The following is a 19,013-nucleotide window of genomic DNA, read 5'->3' on the forward strand; positions in this document are numbered from 1 at the left end:
GAACCAAACGGTTGATCGGTGAGTCTCACGATCATCAAGGGGTCGCAATCGCCGTTGGGCTGGGGGACAGATGGGGCTACCGGACGTGGGCCGGAACTTCGCGCTGAAGTGGGGAGGCGCGCTGCTCGGGTTGCTGCTGGCGGTCCTGGGTGTGATGGGAGTGCGCGGGGTGGGCCCGTGGAGGAGCCTCGATCCGCTGCCGGACGGCGAGAAGCGGCCGAGGCCGCTGTCGTTCAGCGGCAAGCCGATGTGGGACGAGCGCAAGCTCGGGCTGGAACGCGTCGCCGGCCTCGAGCTGGTCGGTGACACCGCCGTCGTCGCCGGGGACGCTGCGGGCGGCGGCTCCCGGCTGGCGGCGGTCGACGTCCGCACCGGAGCGCCGCGCTGGACGGCGGGCAGCGACCAGCCCCTCAGGGGCGGCGACGGCGCGGTCCCCGACCGCGGTTTCGGCTACCTGGCCGAGAAGCTGCGGGGCGTCACGGGCCGGCCGGTCGTGTACGGCGATGCGAACGACTGGACGGTCCTCGTCCAGTACGTCAGAGGCGACCAGAACCGTGAGACCGAGCTGGGGGCGGTCGCGCTCTCCGGCAAGGACGGCTCGGTCCGCTGGAGGCACGCGCTGGTCCGTCCCGCCTCCGGCGAGAAGGGCCGCGACGACCGCGACCGGCGGATCAGGCTCCTGGCCGCGGACCCGCGGATCGTCCTGGTGAGCGTGGAATCGAAGGACGCCACCGACCTGGAGACCGTCGCGCTCGACCCGTCGACCGGCCGCGAGCTGTGGCGGAGCGACGCCGGCTGGGCCCACCGCATCACCGGCGACGTCGTGCTCGGGGAGACGCGGGGCGCCGATGCGCCGCCGTCGTCGTCGTACGTGTGGGGGGAGAAGCGCAGGGACACCGACGTCTTCGCCCTGGACCTGAGGACCGGCCGGCAACTGTGGGATCTGCACGGCGCGTCCGAGAACTCCCACCTGTTGGCGGCCGCGGGCGGGACGGCCGTCCTCCAGGTGACCGAGAGGCCGCCGGGGTGGCAGTACGACCGGACGCGGACGGTGCTGCTCGATGCCGCCACAGGGCGCCCTGCCCAAGGCTCTCCGAAGGCGGAGGGCTCGGCTTCGCCGATCAGGGACCTCTCCGGCTGCGCCGACGACGGGCGGACGCTGATCGCCTGCTCGGCCCTGTACGGCAAGATCGTGACGATCCGCCCCGGTGCCGGCCGGGCGCCCGTCCTCACCGAGAAGCGGCCGTTCGGCGAGGACACCATGGCCCACGTGGACCTCGTCCGGCAGGACCGGATCTTCGTCCGGGGCTCGGGGATCGGGGGCCGGCCCGAACGGCACGCCGTCGTCGACCGGGCCGCCAACAGGCTCGGGGCCGCGCCGCCCGGCACGGTCGCCGCGGTGTCGCCGACGGCCGTCGCGTTCCGCGTCCAGCGCCCCGGTAGGTCGGCCACGTCCACCTCGTCCGGGATCGTCGTGCACGCGGCGGCCGTCGGCGCGAAGCCCGCCGAACCCGCCGCGCCCGGCAGGCCGACGCTCCAGCCGCCGCGGATCGACGCGGCGCCCCTGTGGACGGCCTGGGCCGGCCCGGCGTCCCCGCAGCCGGGTGACAGGGACACCGGGCTGAGCTCCCTGATCAGCCTCGACCTCGCCGGGGACGCGCTGGTGTACCGAGGCAGGGAGCGCGAGGGGGACGACCGGCGGCTCGTCGTCGCCGACGCCGCGACGGGCAAGGTGCGCTGGTCGGTCCGTGAGGGCGCGTCGCTCGGCGGCGGCGCCAAGGCGAGGCTCACCGGCGCCCTCCATCTGGTGAACTCGGGCGGGGAACGGCTGGCGCTCGTCCACTACGAGGCAGGCGGCGAGGAGGGGATCGCCGCGCTGGCCCTCAAGGACGGCCGCGTCCGGTGGAAGCAGCCCGTGGCCGCCGGGGGCCGCTGGACACTCCTGGGCGGGGCCGACGACCGGACGTTCGCGGTGGCCGTGTCAGGCGGCGATCGTCCCGGCGAGACGGTCGCCTACGCGACGGGTTCGCGGCGCGAACTGTGGCGCGAGCGCGGCGTGGAGCCGGTGAGCGTGGCCGGTGACCTGGTGATCGCCGCCAAGGAGAACAGGAAAGGCGACGCCCTCGACCTCATCGCCTACGGGGCGTCCGACGGGAAGCGGCGGTGGAACCTCGCCGGCCGCTACCCGGAACCGGAACTCCTGCACGACGGCGGCGGCCGGACGGTCGTGGTGAAGACGGCGGAGGGCGGCGCCGTCCTCGACCGGGCCACCGGCCGCGAGCTGGCCCGGACCAACACCCCGCTCGCCCGCTGCGACGGCGACACCGACGAGCTGATCGTCTGCCAGGCGGGGGCGGACCGCCCGGTAAGCCAGGCGGCCGACCGCGCCGTGACCATCCGGACCACCGGCGGCGCCACCAGGATCCTGGAACTGCTGGAGACGGGGACGCTCGCCCGCTACGGGGCGATCGGGCAGTGGTTCTTCGCCGTCCAGCCCGGCGGATCGGGCTCCGGCCAGGATGACCGGCACCTCGTCCTGGACGGCGAGGGCCGGCAGGTCGCGGCCGGCCTCCCGGGCAGGCCGGCCGCGATCGGCGACGGCTTCGCCGTCCTCATGCAGATCGGTGAGCGGTCCGGCGCCATCCTTGGCGAGACGGCGCGTTTCAGCGTGCATCGCGTGCGGGGCTGAGCCCGCCGAGGGACGAGCCGCCGGCCGTGGCGGGCCGGCGGCTCGTTTCGCGGACGGGTCAGAACAGGTTGCGCGGCTGGCGCGGCAGCACCACGTTGGACGGGCCTCGCCAGGCGTCCCGGGCCCGCGGGGCCACCAGCGACGACACGTCCGCGTCACCGGCGGGCACGACCGGGACGCCGACCGAGCTGCCCGCCAGGTCCACGGTCACCCGCGCGCCGGTGGGCGTCTCGGTGGTGTAGTCGGCGTCGGTGCCGGCCACGATCAGGGCCAGCCGGTGGCCCTTCTTGACCACGTAGTCCTGGCTGAGCGTCTGCCAGCGCACCCCGTGGAACCGGCCGGGGGTGAGCGGGGACGGGTCGCTGAGCGAGGAGCGGTTCTGGGCGTCCAGCCAGCCGCGGCCCACCACGTTCACCGGGGACGTGATCGTCTTGGTGCGGGTCTGCTTGTAGCAGGCGTCGTCGGCCGCGGTGCTCTCGCCGTGGCAGCTCTCGGTGGTCAGGGTCTCGATGCCCTCGCCCCTGCCGAGGTAGTCGATGCGGGTGTCCTCGCCGTAGTCGACCAGCAGCGCGGTGAGGTTGGCGGTGGGCTTGTCCAGCTTGACCTTGAGCTGCGCGGCCGGGGTGCCGGAGATGCGCGCGTCGGCGGGGACGGGCCCCGACACGTAGGCCAGGCGGTACGGCTTGGCGGCCGTGGGGTCGCTGACCAGGTCGCCCTCCGGGTAGCCCGCGCCCGCGGGGCCGGCGGAGTCGGTGTAGGACGCGGTCGTGCCCTTGGCGGCGGGTTCGGTGCCGAGCGAGCCGTCCTGTCCGGGACGCAGCGTCAGCGTGCGGGCGCCGGGGGCAGGCCAGTCGGCCTGCGTGATCCAGCGGTCCGGGCCGACCTCGACGTCCGCGCGCGGCTGCCGCAGCACGTCGTTGCGCACCTTGTGCAGCTCGTGGTCGAACCACTGGTGCAGTGTGGCGATCCACTTCTCGCGGCGGGTGTCGAACGGGTCGACGTGGCCGCGCTGGGAGATCCACACCTTGCGGGTCACGCCGCGCTCGGCCAGGCCCTTCCACCACAGGGAGAAGTGGTTGGTCTTGACGTTGAGGTCGTTGGCGCCGTGGAAGGCGAAGACGCTGGCGCGCACGTTCCCGACGTTCCCGACCGTGCCGCGCCGGTAGTTCGACTCGGCCCAGTACCGGTTGTAGTTCCCGGTGGCGTCGTCCTCGCCCTGGTCGAGTTCGGCGCGGACGGCGGCGCACTTGGCGGGCGGGTCGGTGTCGACGTAGTCGGCCAGCCAGGGTTGCTCGTCGGTCCAGTACTTCACGCCGTTCATCCGGCTGTAGTCGTACCAGCTGCTGATCGCCGAGATCGGGACGATGGTCTCCAGCCCCTTGACCCCGGTGGCGGCGACCCCGTTGGCCAGGGTGCCGTCGTACGACTTGCCGATCATGCCGGTGCGGCCGGTGCTCCAGGACGCCTTCACCGTGCCGCCGTCGGGCCGGTAGGCCGTGGCGCGGCCGTTGAGCCAGTCGACCACGGCCTTGGCGCCCAGCACGTCGGGCGCGCCGCCGCTGGTGGGGCAGCCGTCGGACCGGGTGGTGCCGATCATGTCGACGGCCAGGAACGCGTACCCGCGGGGCACGAAGTAGTTGTCGTAGAACAGCGGGAACTTCGCCGGGTTCCCGGCCGCGTCGTAGACCTTGCGCTCGGCCTCGTTGCCGCGCCCGGAGTTGTCGTAGTACGGGCTGGCGTCCATGATCACCGGGACCTTGAGCCCGCGGCCGGACTCCTTGGGCCGCACGATGTCGACGCGGACCCGGTCCTTGCGGCCGTCGCGGTCGCTGTCGACGGGCGACTCGACGTACACGTGCTCGCGGATCGCGTCCTGGTAGGAGAAGACCGGCTGGGTGACGCCGTCCTTCACCACGATCTTCGGCGCGGCGGCGCCGGCGTGCGCGACGCCGCCCGAGCCGATCACGGCCGCGACGGTCAGCACGGCGGCCGCGCCGGCCCCGAGCGCGCGACGTCGCGCGGCCGGGGCCTGTGGGGTTCGACGCAGGGGTCTCCTGGGCAACCCGCACCTCCGGGGGGAATTGAAAATGATCTCTACGGGGGCACAGGCTCCTCGTCCCGGAGCGCGCGGTAAAGGTCGCGGACTCACTAACTTTGGCCGCTTTTGAGCGCATATTGCCCTTGCGGCCCTCGGCCGCGCTCCGGCTTGTCCGAAACCCCGATTAAGGGCCGCATTCGGCGGATCGGGGGCGTGCGCCCCGGACGCCCGGGAAGGGATCGCCGCGACCACCGCCCAGGCGAAGGGAGGAGACGGTGGGCTGGCACTACCGGAAGTCGATCAAGATCGGGCCGTTCAGGCTCAACCTGTCGCGATCGGGGGTCGGGCACAGCGTCGGCGCCCGCGGCGCCCGCTACACCAGGGGAGCCGACGGCCGCAAGGCGGTGACCCTGCGCGTCCCCGGGACGGGATTGTCCTGGCGCCGCACGGTCGGCACGCGGGACTCGCGGCGGCCCGGACGCGCGCGGCCGTCCCGGCGGTCGCGGCGGCCGTCCTGGCGCGAGATCCTCCGCTAGACGGGACCAGCGGCGGGCCGCCGGCACGACAGGGCTGCGGCACCGGCGGCCCGCCGCATCCTCAGCGCCCGGCGGAGCGGTTGACGGCGGACAGGACCGCACGTACCGCCGGTGACCTGCGCCGGACCCTCGCCCATCGGGAAGCGATCTGACCGTTTTTGCCGTTGGTTGCCCGTTTCGTACAGTGGGGCGGTGGAGATCGTCCCCATGCTGCCCGAGCACGCCGCCGAGGTGCTCGCCATCTTCCAGGACGGGATCGACGGCGGGAACGCCACGTTCGAGACCGCCGCCCCGACCTGGGAGAAGTTCGCGTCAGGCAAGCTGCCCGAGCACCGCTTCGTCGCCCGCGACGCCGAGCGGGTGCTGGGCTGGGCGGCGCTCTCCCCGACCTCCGACCGCCCGGTCTTCGCCGGCGTCGCGGAGGTGTCGATCTACATCCACCCCGCCGCGCGGGGCCGCGGCGCCGGGCGGGCGCTGCTCGGGGCCGTGATCGACTCCAGCGAGCGCGGCGGCCTGTGGACGCTCCAGGCGGGCATCTTCCCCGAGAACACCGCCAGCCTGCGCCTGCACGAGGCCCTCGGCTTCCGCATGGTCGGGATCCGCGAGCGCATGGGCCGGCACGATGTCGGCGGCCGCTCGGAATGGCGCGACGTCGCCCTCCTGGAACGCCGCAGCCCGTCGATCGGATGATCGGACGCGGCGGTCAGGGCGTCACGGTCATCTCCGGGAAGCGGTCCGACGGGCCGTCCAGTAGATGGTCATCGATTCCGCGGAGCCAGAGGTCGAAGAAGGACACGGCATAGGCCCGCGTCGCCGCCAGCGCCCGCTCCGGCGGGATCGTCCCGACGACCTCCGCGAGGCCGCCCCCGGGCTCGACGCCCCGCCGCGCCAGCTCCGGCAGCAGCGCCTCGGCGTCGTTGAACGAGGCGTGCCGCGAGCCGCGCAGCGTCCCGTTGAACTTCCACCCCCGGGTGTTCCGCCAGAACGCCGCCCACGAGGGCGAGCGGCGGTAGTCCCCGGTCGTCTCCGACCCCAGGAGGAGCACCGGCCGGTCCACCCCGTCCCGCGCCACGCTGCTCAGCCCGCCCTCGCCGAAGTCCATCACGCCGTCCATGTTCACCGCGGCCCGGATGCGCCGGTCGTCGTGCATCGCCTGCGCGGCGGTGAACCCGCCGGCCGAGTGCCCCGCCATCCCGACCCGCCGCAGGTCGAGCACCCGACCGAGCCCCCGCAGCCGGTCGAGCACGAACCGGGTGTCGGCCACCCGCACCGCCATCAGCTTCCTCAGCAGGGCGGCGGCCTCGCCGGGATCGGACGGCGGCTCCCGCTCCAGCAGCAGGCTCGTCGCCAGCCGCCCGCCCGGGAACTCCACCTCGGAGGACTCGTAGGTGTGGTCGATCGCGACGACGGCGTACCCGCGGGAGGCCAGTTCCTCCGCCAGCGTCGTCCCGAGCGTCCGCGGGTCCGCCAGTCCCGGCGAGTACAGCACCACCGGCGGCCTTCCGGCGCTCCGGTCGGCCGGTGCCCCGAGGAAGGCGCTGGTCCGCGTCCGGCCCCACGCGACGCTCCCGGGCGGCATCCCGAGATTCGCCGTCCCCGCCCCGGCCGGGCCGCCGAAATGCGCTCCCGCGGCGGCGGTCATGTGCGTGACCGGCTCCCCGCCGTCCCCGCCCGGATACCACAGGCCGACCATCAGCTCCCGGGCCCGCCCCCGGACCCAGGGGTCCTCCCGCCCGTGATCCACGAGGTGGAGGACGCGCGTCCCCACCCGATGGCCCCCGGTGGGCCGGGGGAGCCGCAGGTCCGTGGACGCGCCCCGGGCGGAGACCCCCGTCGCCGTTCCTCCGACGAGCGCCAGCGAGCACGCACCGGCGAGGAGCCCTCGCCGGGAAACCTGAGCAGCGGTCATGCGAAGCCCCCCTTGAGCGGTACGCACCAACAATGCGTCCTGCCCCGGGTAACCCGCGACCCACCCAGGTACTGCCTGCGGCCCCCCTACCGGGGGACTCCTCAGAACTCGAAGATTCCCGCCTTCTCCCGGGTGTAGGCGAGGAGGGAGTCGTGGCCGTAGCCGCTGTCCTTGGTGCCCTCCAGGGGGAACAGGACCTTGCGGAAGGTGTTGACCCAGACCGTTCCGGTCTCCAGGTTGCGGAACATGCGCTGGGCGGTGCCGAGGTCGCGGGTCCAGACCCCGGCGGCCAGGCCGTAGGACGAGTCGTTGGCGATGGCGACGGCCTCCTCCTCGGTGTCGAAGGGGAGGACGACCGCGACCGGGCCGAAGATCTCCTCCTGGCAGACGCGGAGGGAGTTGTCCTCGGTGGCGAAGAGGGTGGGCTCGACCCAGTAGCCGCCCGCGAACCCCGGGTCGTCGACCACCTCGGGGCCGAAGCGGCCGCCGAAGACCAGCTCGGCCCCCTCCTTCGCGCCGATCTCCAGGTAGGAGGTGACCCGCTCGTACTGCTCCCTGGAGACGATCGGGCCCATCGTGGTCGCGGGGGAGAGCGGGTCGCCGAGCCTGATCCCGGCGGCGATCGTCCGCATCCGCTCGATCATCTCGGCGTAGACGGGCCGCTGGACGAGGACGCGGGAGCCGCCGTAGCAGATCTGGCCGGCGTTGGCGGTGAAGATGGCCTGGGTGGTGACGCCGGGGGCGGCCTTGTCCAGGTCCGCGTCGGCGAACACGATGTTGGGGGACTTGCCGCCCAGTTCGAGGGCGAGCGGCTTGAGCGCCTCCGCCGACGCCCGCGTGATGATCCGGGCGGTCTGCACCGAGCCGGTGAGGCTGATCTTGTTGACGCCGCGGTGCCGGACCAGCGGGTCGCCGGCCTCCTCGCCCAGGCCGGACACGATGTTGAGGACGCCGGGCGGCAGCACCTCGCGCAGCAGCTCCCCGACGCGCAGGCTGGAGGCGGTGGCCTGCTCGGCGGGCTTGATGATGACGGTGTTGCCCGCGGCCAGCGCGAAGGCGGCCTTGGCGGAGAGGGTGGAGATCGGCGAGTTCCACGGGATGATGCCGAGCGTGACGCCGTAGGGCTCGCGCCGGGTCACGCCCTGGCTGGACGGCCCGAAGTCGACGCTCCTGCCCTCGGTGGCGGCCGCGCATTCGGCGGCGGCGTTGTTCCAGAGGTAGGTCATGCCGGGCAGGTCGCGCTTGGCGGTCTCGCTGATGATCCGCCCGTTGTCGCGGGTCTCCAGCTCGGCCAGCTCGCGGGCGTGCTCGGCGAAGACCCCGGCGACCTTGCGCAGGTGGTGGGCGCGGGCGGCGGCCGGCAGGGAGGACCAGGCGGGGAACGCGGCGCGCGCGGCGGCGACCGCGGCCTCGGCGTCCTCGGCCCCGCTCCGGGGGACCGCCGCCCAGACCTCGCCGGTGGCCGGGTCGACCGAGTCCAGCGTGCGGCCGTCCGCGGCGGGCCTGAGCTCGCCGCCGATCAGGTTGGAGTACTCCCGTGTCATCGCCGTCCCTTCCCGGATGGTGTGGAAGCAAGCGTACGCTTGGTTGCCCGCACGTGGAAAGCGGGGCATTGCGCGGCCGGGCCGATATTCCCTACTATCTCGGTTGGTTTTACTTCTCAGGTAGGGAAAGCGGGTTTCTGGTGGCCGGAATCGGTAGGAGAAGCGCCGTGGCGGGGGCCGCGGCGGTCGCCGCGGGGGCGGCACTGGGCGCGGGGACGAGCGCCGAGGCGGGCGAGCGGGCGGAGGCCGGCTTCCGCGCCGACCCGTCCCGCGCGCGGTCGCGGCGCCCGAACGTGCTGGTCATCCTGGGCGACGACCTCGGCTGGGCGGACCTCGGATGCTACGGCTCACCGCACATCCGCACGCCCCACCTGGACCGGCTCGCCGCCGGAGGAGTGCGGTTCACCGACGCCTACTCGGCGGCGGCCGTGTGCTCGCCCACCCGGTTCGGCCTCTACACCGGCCGCTACCCGGGACGCCTCAAGGGCGGCCTGGAGGAGCCGATCGGCCGGCCGGACGAGCTGCACGGCATCCCGCCCGCCCACCCGACGCTGGCCTCGCTGCTCAAGTCCGCCGGGTACGAGACCGCGATGTTCGGCAAGTGGCACTGCGGCTTCCTGCCCTGGTACAGCCCCCTCAAGTCGGGCTGGGACACCTTCTTCGGCAACCTGTCCGGCGCCGTCGACTACTACTCCAAGATCAGCTCCACCGGCGTCGACCTCTACGAGGGCGAGGTGCCCACCGAGTCGCTCGGCTACTACACCGAGACGATCGCCGAGCGCGCCGCCGGGTTCGTCCGCCGCGAGCACGGTGCCCCGTGGCTGCTCAACCTCAACTTCACCGCGCCGCACTGGCCCTGGGAGGGCCCCGGCGACCGCAAGGTCAGCGAGGAGATCACCGCGCGGGTGAAGGCGGGCGACCAGCGGGCGCTCTGGCACGACGACGGCGGTTCCCTCGCCACCTACCGCAGGATGGTCGAGGCCCTGGACGCGGCCGTCGGCGAGGTGCTGAACGCCCTGCGCGAGACCGGGCAGGAACGCGACACCCTCGTCCTGTTCTCCAGCGACAACGGCGGGGAGCGCTGGTCGTACCAGTGGCCGCTCAGCGGCGCCAAGGCGAGCCTGAACGAGGGCGGCATCCGGGTGCCCAACATCCTGCGCTGGCCCGCCCGCATCCGCCCCCGCCAGGTGAGCGACGTGCCGGTGATCACGCAGGACTGGACGGCCACCATCCTGGAGGCCGCCGGGGTCGAGCCCGCCGCGAGCCACCCGCTCGACGGCCGCAGCCTCGCGCCGTACCTCCTCCAGGGCGCCAAGGCCCCCGAGCACGACCTGTTCTGGCGCACCAGGTCCTCGCGCGCGCTGCGCCGCGGCCGCTGGAAGTACCTGCGCGCCACCACCGCCGACGCCCTGTACGACCTCGACTCCGACCCCCGGGAGCAGGCGAACCTGGCCCGCCGCCACCCCGAGGTCCTCAGGTCCCTCGCCACCCGCTGGGAGGAGATCAACAAGGACCTCCTCCCGTACGGGTGAGGCGGGCGGCGCCGGCCGATCAGCCCGCCAGGGACGCCAGGACGGCGGGGAGGTCGTCGTCGTGGACGACGGTCATGCGGCGGGTGGCCCGGGTGATGGCGACGTAGAGGTCCTGGCCGCCGCGCGGTGACTCGGCGGTGATGCCCGCCGGATCGACCACGACCACCGAGTCGAACTCCAGGCCCTTGGCCTCCTCGCAGGTCAGCACCACGACCGGGGCGTCCAGGGCCTCGGGGGTGGCGCCGGCCGGGGCGCCGGGCAGCGCGGCGCAGACGGCGGGGTGCCGGCCGGCGGAGGAGATCACCGCCAGCCGGCCCTCGCCGGCGCCGCCGCCGACCTCGGCCAGCTCCGCCCGGACCAGCGCGGGCAGCCGGCGCGGCAGCTCGGGGGCGGCGATCCGGGCGGCGAACGGCGGCGGGCCGTCGTCGCGCACCGGCTCCGGCGGGACCTGCTCGGGCGCGACCGCGGCCAGCACCTCCGCCGCCACCCGCATGATCGCGGCCGGGGTGCGGTAGTTGACCATCAGCCGCTGCTCCCGCCAGCGGCCCGGCACGTACCGGTCCAGCATCTGGCCCCAGGAGCGGGCCCCGGCCGGGCTGCCGGTCTGCGCGATGTCCCCGACGACGGTCAGCGAGCGGGTCGGGACGCGGCGCATGATCGTGCGCCAGGCCATCTCCGACAGCTCCTGCGCCTCGTCCACGATCACGTGCCCGTACGCCCAGTGCCGGTCGGAGCGGGCCCGCTCGGCGGTGGTGAGGTACGGGCCGTCGTCGCGGTTGCGGTCGGCGAGCAGGGCGGCGTCCAACAGCGGGTCGTCCGCCCCGGTCAGCTCGATCACCCCGCGGGCGTAGCGCTCCTCCTCGGCGCGCTCGGCGGCGGCCCGGCGCTCCCGGACGCGGTCGGCGGTGTCGTCCTGGCCCAGCCACTCGGCGGCCTCGTCGAGCAGCGGCACGTCGGAGGTGGTCCAGGGCGAGCCCGCGGGGCGGTGCAGCAGCCGGTGCTCGACGGGGGACAGGCCGGCCCCGGCCCGCTCGATGGCCGCGGGGTCGGAGAACAGGTCGGCGAGCAGGCGCTGCGGGGTCAGCTCGGGCCACAGCGCGTCGAGCGCGCGGCGGACGACCGGGTCCTGCCAGAGCGCCTCCTTGGACAGGCGCAGGTCCGTCTCGTCCAGGAGCGGGGTCTCCTCGGCCTCGTCCATCAGCTCCTGGAGCCAGTCCGGCACACTGCCCGAGGCCATCAGCTCTTCGAGGGGCTCGTCGGCGAGCCGGTCGTACTGCTCGGCGCGGTCGAGCGCCAGCGCGTCCAGCAGCTCGTGGATGTAGCGGCGGCGCTGGATGTTGTGCGGCACGCGCAGCGCGCGGGCGCGGTCGCGGGCCTGGACGCAGGCGTCGTGGGCCACCCGCAGCGTCATGTCGTCGGCCTCGACCTCCAGGTCGCCCTCCGGCGCGCGCTGCCGGTCCCGTACCGCGGCCTCCACCAGGTCCGTCATCCGCAGGCCGCCCTTGAGGACGGCGACGGCGGGCGGCTCGGCGGCGGTGGCGCGCACCCCCGGGTACAGCTCGCCGACGGTCGCGAGGGCGACGTCGGTCTCGCCGAGTCCGGGCAGCACCTGCTCGATGTAGCGCAGGAACGTCGCGTTCGGGCCGACCACCAGGACGCCGCGGCGCTCCAGCACGTCCCGGTGGGTGTAGAGGAGGTAGGCGGCGCGGTGCAGGGCCGCGACGGTCTTGCCGGTGCCCGGGCCGCCCTGCACGACCAGGACGCCCTGCAGCCCCGACCGGATGACCTGGTCCTGCTCCTCCTGGATGGTGGCGACCACGTCGCTCATCCGGCCGGTGCGGCCGCGGCGCAGCGTGGCCAGCAGCGCGGCCTCGCCGACGATGCTGCGGCGGTCCTCCTCGGCGAGCCCGTCGAGGTCGAACACCTCGTCGTCGAGCCCGGCCACCGTGCGCTCGCGCAGGTGGAGGTGGCGGCGGCGGGCGAGCGTGCCGGGCGAGCCCGGGGTGGCGGTGTAGAACGGGCGGGCCGCCGCGGCGCGCCAGTCGATCAGCAGCGGCTCGCGGTCCTCGTCGCGCAGCCCGATCCGGCCGATGTAGAAGGTGTCGCCCGGGGCGCCGTCGCCGTCCGGACGGTGGTCGATGCGGCCGAAGCACAGGGCGCGTTCGACGGCGGAGAAGCGGGCCAGCCTGCGGGACGCCTCGGTGGTGGTGACCTCCCGCTCCACCCTGGCCTGGAAGCCGGAGCCGCCGCCGGGGCCGGGGCCGGTGCGCAGCTCCACCGCGGCCTTCTCGCGCTCGGCGTCCAGGCGGGCGTACACGCGATCGACGTACTTCTGCTCGGTGCGCGTCGCGGCCTCGCGCGCGTCGTCAGCGCCGTCGGTGTCGGGCGCGGAAACTTCTTCCGTGACGGGCTTGACTTGACGGGCTCGCATGCGTCCAGTACACTCCTATACATAGGGTGGAGGTTTTGTACGCCTAATTTGCAAGCGGAAGCCTAGCATCCTTTCCCCGTCCCCGGACCGCGCACGCGCGCCGCCGGGGTTTTTTTCTTGCCCGTTTCCTGCTGAACGCCCCGCTGTGTCGGGCATGCCGGTCACCCACTGTGATGTGGGTAAAGGAACGGTTCTGTTGGAGGAAGCGCCATCTGTACGGAACGCTCTGGCCATCGGGCCGGGTGAGGCTTTCCGGCGATCACGACCGACCCCCCGAAAGGTCACCTCGCCATGGCCGACGTTCCGTACCCGCCCAACCGGAGATCGTTCCTCGTCACGACGGGCCTGGTGGCCGGCTCCGCCGTCGTCGCCGGGACCGCGGAGCCCGCCCTGGCCGCCGCCCGCCGCGCGCCTGGAACGCTCCCCGCCGACCCGTTCACCCTCGGCGTCGCCTCGGGCGACCCCGCCCCCGACGGCTTCGTCATCTGGACCCGGCTGGCGCTGCGCCCGCTGGCCGAGGACGGCCTCGGCGGCATGCCCGACCAGGCCTTCCAGGTGCGCTGGGAGGTCGCCTCCGACGACCGCTTCCGGAAGATCGAGCGCCGCGGCACCGCCAACGCCCGCCCCGAGTCCGCGCACAGCGTGCACGTCGAGCTGAAGGGCCTGCGGCACGGCCGCGACTACTGGTACCGCTTCCGCGTCGGCGACCACGTCTCGCCGGTCGGCCGCGCCCTCACCGCCCCCCGCGACGACTCCTTCGGCCCCGAGCTCGCGATGGCGTTCGTGTCCTGCTCCCAGTTCGAGCACGGCCTGTTCACCGCCTACCGGCGGCTGGCCGAGGAGCACCCCGACCTGATCCTGCACCTCGGCGACTACCAGTACGAGTACAAGAAGGGCTCCTACACCATCCCCGGCGGCAACGTCCGCGACCACGAGGGGCCCGAGACCGTCACGCTGGCCGGCTACCGGCAGCGGCACGCCCAGTACAAGAGCGACCTCGACCTCCAGGCCGCCCACGCGGCCGCGCCCTGGCTGGTCATCTGGGACGACCACGAGACCGAGAACAACTGGGCCGCCGAGATCCCCGAGGCGAACTCCGACACGCCCGACCCCGCCGACTTCCGCGAGCGCCGCGCCGCCGCGTTCCAGGCGTACTACGAGAACATGCCGCTGCGCCGCAGCTCGGTCCCGCACGGCCCGGAGATGCAGCTCTACCGCCGGATCCGCTGGGGCCGCCTGGCCAACTTCCACATGCTCGACACCCGCCAGTACCGCGACGACCAGGGCTGCGGCGACGGCTACAAGGACTGCCCCGCCGCCGTCGACCCCCAGCGCTCCATCACCGGCGACGCCCAGGAGAAGTGGCTGATCGACGGCTTCCGCCGCTCCACCGCCCGCTGGGACGTCATCGGCCAGCAGGTCTTCTTCGCCCAGCGCGACAACAACGCCGGGCCGCTCAAGGTCACCAGCATGGACTCCTGGGACGGCTACGTCGCCTCCCGCGACCGCATCACCAAGGGCTGGACGGACGCCGGGGTCCGCAACCCCGTCGTGCTCACCGGCGACGTGCACGCCCACTGGGCCAGCGACATCAAGGCGGACTTCGACGACCCCGGCTCCAGGACCATCGGGGCCGAGCTGGTGTGCAGCTCCATCACCACCGGCGGCGACGGCACCGACTCGAACCCGGCCGCGCACCCCTTCCTCCAGATCAACCCGCATCTGCGCTTCTACAACAACCAGCGCGGCTACGTGATCAGCCGGATCGGCAAGGAGGAGATGCGGTCGGACTTCAAGACGCTGCCGACCGTCCGCACCGCCGACGCCCAGGCCTCCACCAAGGCCACCTTCGTCGTCGAGGACCGGGTGCCGGGCGTCAAGCAGACCTACCTGCGGCCGCTGGCCTCCACCAAGTCGGCCAGGTCCGCCGACGACCTGATCCGCGAGACCGTCGAGAACGAGACCCGCCGCCCGTAGGACCCGTGGAGGCCCGCCCCTCGAGAAGCGTGTCCGCTCCGGGGGACGGGCCTCAAGCGTTGCGAGCGCGTCCGGAGGCCTGCGAGGTCAAAGCCGGAGGCGAGACCTCGCAGATCGCGAAGCGATGCAGCGCTCGCCGCGAGCGCGACAAGCGAGGAGCGCTAGCGACGAGTGCGGCTCGCGCACGCAATCAACGAGAGAAAATATTGTCGAGGTCGTAGGCGATGGGCACTTCGAGCTGCTCGTAGTTGCAGGATTCGGGGGTGCGGTCGGGGCGCCAGCGGCGGAAGCGGGCGGTGTGGCGGATCCGGTCGCCCTCCATGCCCTCGTAGGCCACCTCGGCCACCAGTTCGGGCCGCAGCGCCACCCAGGACAGGTCCTTCTTGCCGGTCCAGCGGGAGACCGCGCCCGGCATCCGGTCGCCGGTGGCCTCCGCGTCGGCCTGCCGCGCCCAGCCCTCCCACGGATGGCCGGTGTAGTCGTCCATCCGGTACGGCTTGAGCTCCTCGACCAGCTCGGCCCGCCGCTTCATGGTGAACGAGGCCGCCACCCCGACGTGCTGCAGGTGGCCCTCGGCGTTGTGGAGGCCGAGGAGCAGCGAGCCCACGATCGGGCCGGACTTGTGCCAGCGGAAGCCCGCGACCACGCAGTCCGCGGTGCGCTCGTGCTTGACCTTGAACAGCACCCGCTTGTCGGGCTCGTAGCCGATGCCGAGCGGCTTGGCGATGACGCCGTCGAGCCCGGCGCCCTCGAACTCGTCGAACCAGCGCAGCGCCAGCTCGTAGGAGTCGGAGGCGGGCGTCACGTGGATCGGCGCCTTCGCCTCGCGCAGCGTCTCGACCAGGCGCCGGCGCCGCTCGCCCAGCGGCACCTCCAGCAGCGACTCGTCGCCGAGGGCCAGCAGGTCGAAGGCGACGAACGAGGCGGGGATCTGCTCGGAGAGCAGCTTGATCCGGGACGCGGCCGGGTGGATGCGCCACTGGAGCCGCTCGAAGTCGAGCCGCGAGCCCTGGCGCAGCACGATCTCGCCGTCCACCACGCACCGCTCGGGCAGCTCCCGCTTCACCGCCTCGACCAGCTCGGGGAAGTAGCGGGTCAGCGGGCGCTCGCCGCGGCTGGACAGCTCCACCTCGTCGCCGTCGCGGAAGACGATGCAGCGGAAGCCGTCCCACTTCGGCTCGTACAGCAGGTCGCCCTGGGGCATGGTCTTGACCGCTTTGGCCAGCATCGGCGACAGCGGCGGGCTGATCGGCAGGTCCATCCCCCCATCATGGTCCCCACCACTGACAACGCGCCCCATCGGGGGCCGTTAACCTGCGGCTATGCGCCGCCTGCTGCCCGGTCCCGCCGCCGATGTCGACCCCTACGAGGCCTATGCCGACGCGCCCGCGCTGCGGCTGGGGATGGTGATGAGCGCGGACGGGTCGGTGACCGACGCCGAGGGCTGGACCGACGGGCTGGGCGGGGCCGCCGACTTCCGGGTCTTCCGCACGCTGCGGGCGCTGGCGGACGCGATCCTGGTCGGCGCGGGCACCGTCCGCACCGGGCGGCTGGGGCCCGCCCGGCTCCGCGCCGACCTGCGGGCGCGGCGCGGCGGGCCGCCCGCGCCGATCGCCGTGGTGAGCCGGTCGCTGGACCTGGACTGGTCGCTGCCGCTGTTCACCGAGGCCGAGACCCCGACGGTCGTGGTCACCTCGCGGGCGGCGCGGGAGCGGGCGGGCGTCCCGTCCCGGATTCCGGTGATCACGGCGGGGGAGGAGGAGATCGACCTGGCCGCCGCCGTCGGCGCCCTGCGGGAGGAGCGTCCGCGGCTGCTGTGCGAGGGCGGCCCCGCCTTGGCCGCCGCGCTGATCGGGGCCGGTCTGGTGGACGAGCTGTGCCTCAACATCGCCCCCGCCCTCCTCGGCGGCGCGCGGCACACGCGGCTGCTCACCGGGCTTCCGGCCGAGGTCCCGCTGGACCCGGCCGCGATCTACCTGGACGAGGGCGTGCTGTTCCTGCGCTACCGCCTCCGCACGTAGCGGAGGAAGAGGAAGCCCTCCTCCTCGGGGAGGTCTTCCGCGGCCTGGAGGGCGTGGGCGAGGCGCAGTTCCTCCGGCTTGGGCAGCGGCGCCCCGTCCAGGACGCGCGGCGCCGGGCCCGCCCCGAGCACGGGGCTCAGCGTCAGGCACAGTTCGTCGAGCGCGCCCGCCGCGGTGACCTGCGCCAGCACCGCCGGCCCGCCCTCGCACAGCAGCCGGGGACGGCCGGCCGCGGCGAGCCGGGCGAACGCGGCGGGGAAGTCGACCCGGTCCCGGCCCGCCGTGATCACCTCGGCGCGGTCGCGGGCGGCCCGCAGCCGGTCCGGGTCGGCGTCCTCGGCGGTCAGCACGACCGTCGGGGCGTCCGGGGCGGCCTCGGTGAAGGCGGGGGCGCCGAAGTCGAGGTCCAGCGACCGGGAGACGATCACCAGGGCCGGGGTGGTGGAGCGGCCGGCGCGCAGCGATCCCCAGGCGGGGGCGGGGCGGGGCGGGCCGTACCCCTCGGCGCGCACCGTCCCGGCGCCCACGACGATCGCGTCGGCGAGCCCGCGCAGGACCGAGAACAGGTGCCGGTCGGCCGCGCCGCCCAGTCCGCCGCTGCGCCCCTCCAGCGTCGCGGCCCCGTCCACGCTGGCGATCATGTTCGCGCGCACCCACAGGCCGGGGGACGGGTACGCGTACGCCTCCGCCGGGTCGACCGGGCTCTCGTCGGGGGACAGGCGCCGCATCAGCATGGCGTCAAGGTACCGCGCGCCGCGCTGAGGGCCGGGTGCGGGACCGGCGGTCCGTGCACGCGGCGGACACATTCCATAACGTTCTGTGCTGCGATACTCACGTTTCCGTCATGTCGCCGGGTCACCGGCGGGACACTACCTGCCACCAGAGGGAGAACCGCACCGGAAGGAGCGGGAGGTGGAGTACGCAGCACTGGGCACATGGATCATCGCCGCGGGCGGCGGGACGTACCTGATGGCCGGGTGGCTGGCGCAGGGCGGCCTGATGGAGCAGGCGACGAAGGTGACGCGGTACCCGGTCCTGGTCGTCGTGGGGCATCCGCTGGCCGCGCTCGTCGGCCTGGCGGCCTGGGTGGCCTACCTGGCGACGGGACGGGCGGGGTACGCGTGGGTAGCGTTCACGGCGCTGCTGGTGGTGATCCTCCAGGGGTTCCTGCTGTTCACGCGCTGGCTGGTGGGACGGGGCGGGCGGCACGCCAGGGGCGCCGAGCAGCCGTTCCCGGCGGTGGCCGTCACCGTGCACGGCGTGGTCGCGATCGCCACGTTCGTGCTGGTGTTCCTGACCGCGATCGAGGCGAGCCACGGCTGACACCCGCCGCCGCGCGGCCCGGCCGTCAGGCCAGGCGGCGCAGCACGGTCAGCGAGCGGCTGACCACCGTCACCTGGTCGCGGGCCTTGACCCGCGGGCGCTCCCCGACGGCCCGCGGGTCGGCGGTGTCGAGGGTGTACTCCCAGCGCTCGCCGTACTCGGGGCCGGGCAGGACGAACCCCACCGGCTCGGAGTGGGCGTTGAACAGCAGCAGGAACGAGTCGTCCTCGATCCTGCGGCCCCGCGGGTCGGGCTCGCTGATCGCGTCGCCGTTGAGGAAGACGCCCAGCGACTTGGCGAAGCCCGCGTGCCAGTCGTGGTCGGTCATCGGGTCGCCGCCCGGGGTCAGCCAGGCGATGTCGGCGGGCTCGGCGCCGGGCTCGCCGCCGGTGAAGAACCGCCGGCGGCGGAAGATCGGGTGGTCGCGCCGCAGCCGGGACAGGATCCGGACGAACTCCAGGTCGCCGGCCGTCGCGGCGCCGGAGTCCCAGGGCACCCAGGCCAGCTCGTCGTCCTGGCAGTAGGCGTTGTTGTTGCCGTGCTGCGTGCGGCCGAACTCGTCGCCGTGCGAGAGCATCGGCACGCCCTGCGACAGGAACAGCGTCGCCAGGAAGTTGCGGCGCTGCCGCGCCCGCAGCGTGAGGATGCCGGTGTCGTCGGTCGGGCCCTCGGTGCCGCAGTTCCAGGAGCGGTTGTCGTCGGTGCCGTCCCGGTTGTTCTCGCCGTTGGCCTCGTTGTGCTTGGTGTCGTAGGAGACCAGGTCGTGCATCGTGAAGCCGTCGTGGCAGGTCACGAAGTTGATGGACGCGAACGGGCGGCGCGAGCTGTTCTCGTACAGGTCGCTGGACCCGGTCAGCCGGGACGCGAACTCCGGCAGCGTCGCGGGCTTCCCCCGCCAGTAGTCGCGGACGGTGTCGCGGTACTTGCCGTTCCACTCGGTCCACAGCGGCGGGAAGTTGCCGACCTGGTAGCCGCCCTCGCCCACGTCCCACGGCTCGGCGATCAGCTTGACC

General features: G+C 73.8%; 13 protein-coding genes and 1 pseudogene. 7 read left to right on the plus strand and 7 right to left on the minus strand.

Features of this window, described 5'->3' with window-relative positions; genetic code table 11:
• The first annotated feature begins 70 nt into the window (after positions 1-70).
• Positions 71-2,689 carry an outer membrane protein assembly factor BamB family protein gene (locus ACFPZN_RS24475; RefSeq protein ID WP_378284462.1) on the plus strand — a complete coding sequence of 873 codons (2,619 nt, stop codon included), beginning with the start codon at positions 71-73 and terminating at the stop codon, positions 2,687-2,689.
• Positions 2,690-2,747: 58 nt separating this feature from the next.
• On the opposite strand, the gene ACFPZN_RS24480 is transcribed toward ACFPZN_RS24475, so the two are convergent.
• Complete coding sequence (locus ACFPZN_RS24480; RefSeq protein WP_378284464.1) at positions 2,748-4,673, minus strand: Xaa-Pro dipeptidyl-peptidase; 1,926 nt, start codon at positions 4,671-4,673, stop codon at positions 2,748-2,750.
• Positions 4,674-5,002: 329 nt separating this feature from the next.
• On the opposite strand from ACFPZN_RS24480, the gene ACFPZN_RS24485 reads away from it, so the two are divergent.
• Together ACFPZN_RS24485 and ACFPZN_RS24490 are read left to right on the plus strand one after the other, a co-directional pair.
• Positions 5,003-5,263, plus strand: a complete 261-nt coding sequence (locus ACFPZN_RS24485; protein WP_378284465.1) for a DUF4236 domain-containing protein — start codon at positions 5,003-5,005, stop codon at positions 5,261-5,263.
• 192 nt (positions 5,264-5,455) lie between these two features.
• Positions 5,456-5,953 (plus strand): GNAT family N-acetyltransferase, encoded by a 498-nt coding sequence (locus ACFPZN_RS24490; protein WP_378284466.1) that lies wholly within the window; start codon positions 5,456-5,458, stop codon positions 5,951-5,953.
• Between the two features lie 13 nt (positions 5,954-5,966).
• On the opposite strand, the gene ACFPZN_RS24495 is transcribed toward ACFPZN_RS24490, so the two are convergent.
• Positions 5,967-7,172, minus strand: a complete 1,206-nt coding sequence (locus ACFPZN_RS24495; protein WP_378284467.1) for an alpha/beta hydrolase family protein — start codon at positions 7,170-7,172, stop codon at positions 5,967-5,969.
• Between the two features lie 101 nt (positions 7,173-7,273).
• Positions 7,274-8,716, minus strand: a complete 1,443-nt coding sequence (locus ACFPZN_RS24500) for an aldehyde dehydrogenase family protein (RefSeq protein ID WP_378284468.1) — start codon at positions 8,714-8,716, stop codon at positions 7,274-7,276.
• A 167-nt stretch (positions 8,717-8,883) separates the two neighbouring features.
• Here ACFPZN_RS24500 and ACFPZN_RS24505 point away from each other — a divergent pair, with 167 nt between their 5' ends.
• Positions 8,884-10,248: a sulfatase family protein gene (locus ACFPZN_RS24505; protein WP_378284469.1), complete on the plus strand. Its 1,365-nt coding sequence runs from the start codon at positions 8,884-8,886 to the stop codon at positions 10,246-10,248.
• A gap of 19 nt (positions 10,249-10,267) precedes the next feature.
• Here the strand turns inward: ACFPZN_RS24505 and ACFPZN_RS24510 are convergent, their stop codons facing one another.
• Positions 10,268-12,679 carry a HelD family protein gene (locus ACFPZN_RS24510; protein WP_378284470.1) on the minus strand — a complete coding sequence of 804 codons (2,412 nt, stop codon included), beginning with the start codon at positions 12,677-12,679 and terminating at the stop codon, positions 10,268-10,270.
• Between the two features lie 291 nt (positions 12,680-12,970).
• Between ACFPZN_RS24510 and ACFPZN_RS24515 the strand changes: the two genes are divergently transcribed.
• Positions 12,971-14,656, plus strand: coding sequence for an alkaline phosphatase D family protein (locus ACFPZN_RS24515; protein WP_378284471.1), 1,686 nt, complete (start codon positions 12,971-12,973; stop codon positions 14,654-14,656).
• 190 nt (positions 14,657-14,846) lie between these two features.
• Here ACFPZN_RS24515 and ACFPZN_RS24520 read toward each other — a convergent pair whose 3' ends face one another.
• Positions 14,847-15,917, minus strand: a complete 1,071-nt coding sequence (locus tag ACFPZN_RS24520; RefSeq protein WP_378284472.1) for an ATP-dependent DNA ligase — start codon at positions 15,915-15,917, stop codon at positions 14,847-14,849.
• Positions 15,918-15,978: 61 nt separating this feature from the next.
• Between ACFPZN_RS24520 and ACFPZN_RS24525 the strand changes: the two genes are divergently transcribed.
• Positions 15,979-16,677, plus strand: a complete 699-nt coding sequence (locus ACFPZN_RS24525) for a dihydrofolate reductase family protein (protein ID WP_378284473.1) — start codon at positions 15,979-15,981, stop codon at positions 16,675-16,677.
• Here the strand turns inward: ACFPZN_RS24525 and ACFPZN_RS24530 are convergent.
• Positions 16,659-17,411: a dihydrofolate reductase family protein gene (locus ACFPZN_RS24530; protein WP_378284474.1), complete on the minus strand. Its 753-nt coding sequence runs from the start codon at positions 17,409-17,411 to the stop codon at positions 16,659-16,661. The genes ACFPZN_RS24525 and ACFPZN_RS24530 overlap by 19 nt on opposite strands.
• Positions 17,412-17,589: 178 nt before the next feature.
• Between ACFPZN_RS24530 and ACFPZN_RS24535 the strand changes: the two genes are divergently transcribed.
• The gene (locus ACFPZN_RS24535; protein ID WP_378284475.1) at positions 17,590-18,000 is read left to right on the plus strand and encodes a hypothetical protein; all 411 of its coding nucleotides are present in this window, start codon (positions 17,590-17,592) and stop codon (positions 17,998-18,000) included.
• 25 nt (positions 18,001-18,025) lie between these two features.
• Here ACFPZN_RS24535 and ACFPZN_RS24540 read toward each other — a convergent pair.
• Positions 18,026-19,013 (minus strand): annotated as a pseudogene (locus ACFPZN_RS24540) (glycogen debranching enzyme); the annotation flags it as partial.

The organism is Actinomadura rugatobispora (assembly GCF_042656285.1).
GTDB lineage: Bacteria > Actinomycetota > Actinomycetes > Streptosporangiales > Streptosporangiaceae > Spirillospora > Spirillospora rugatobispora.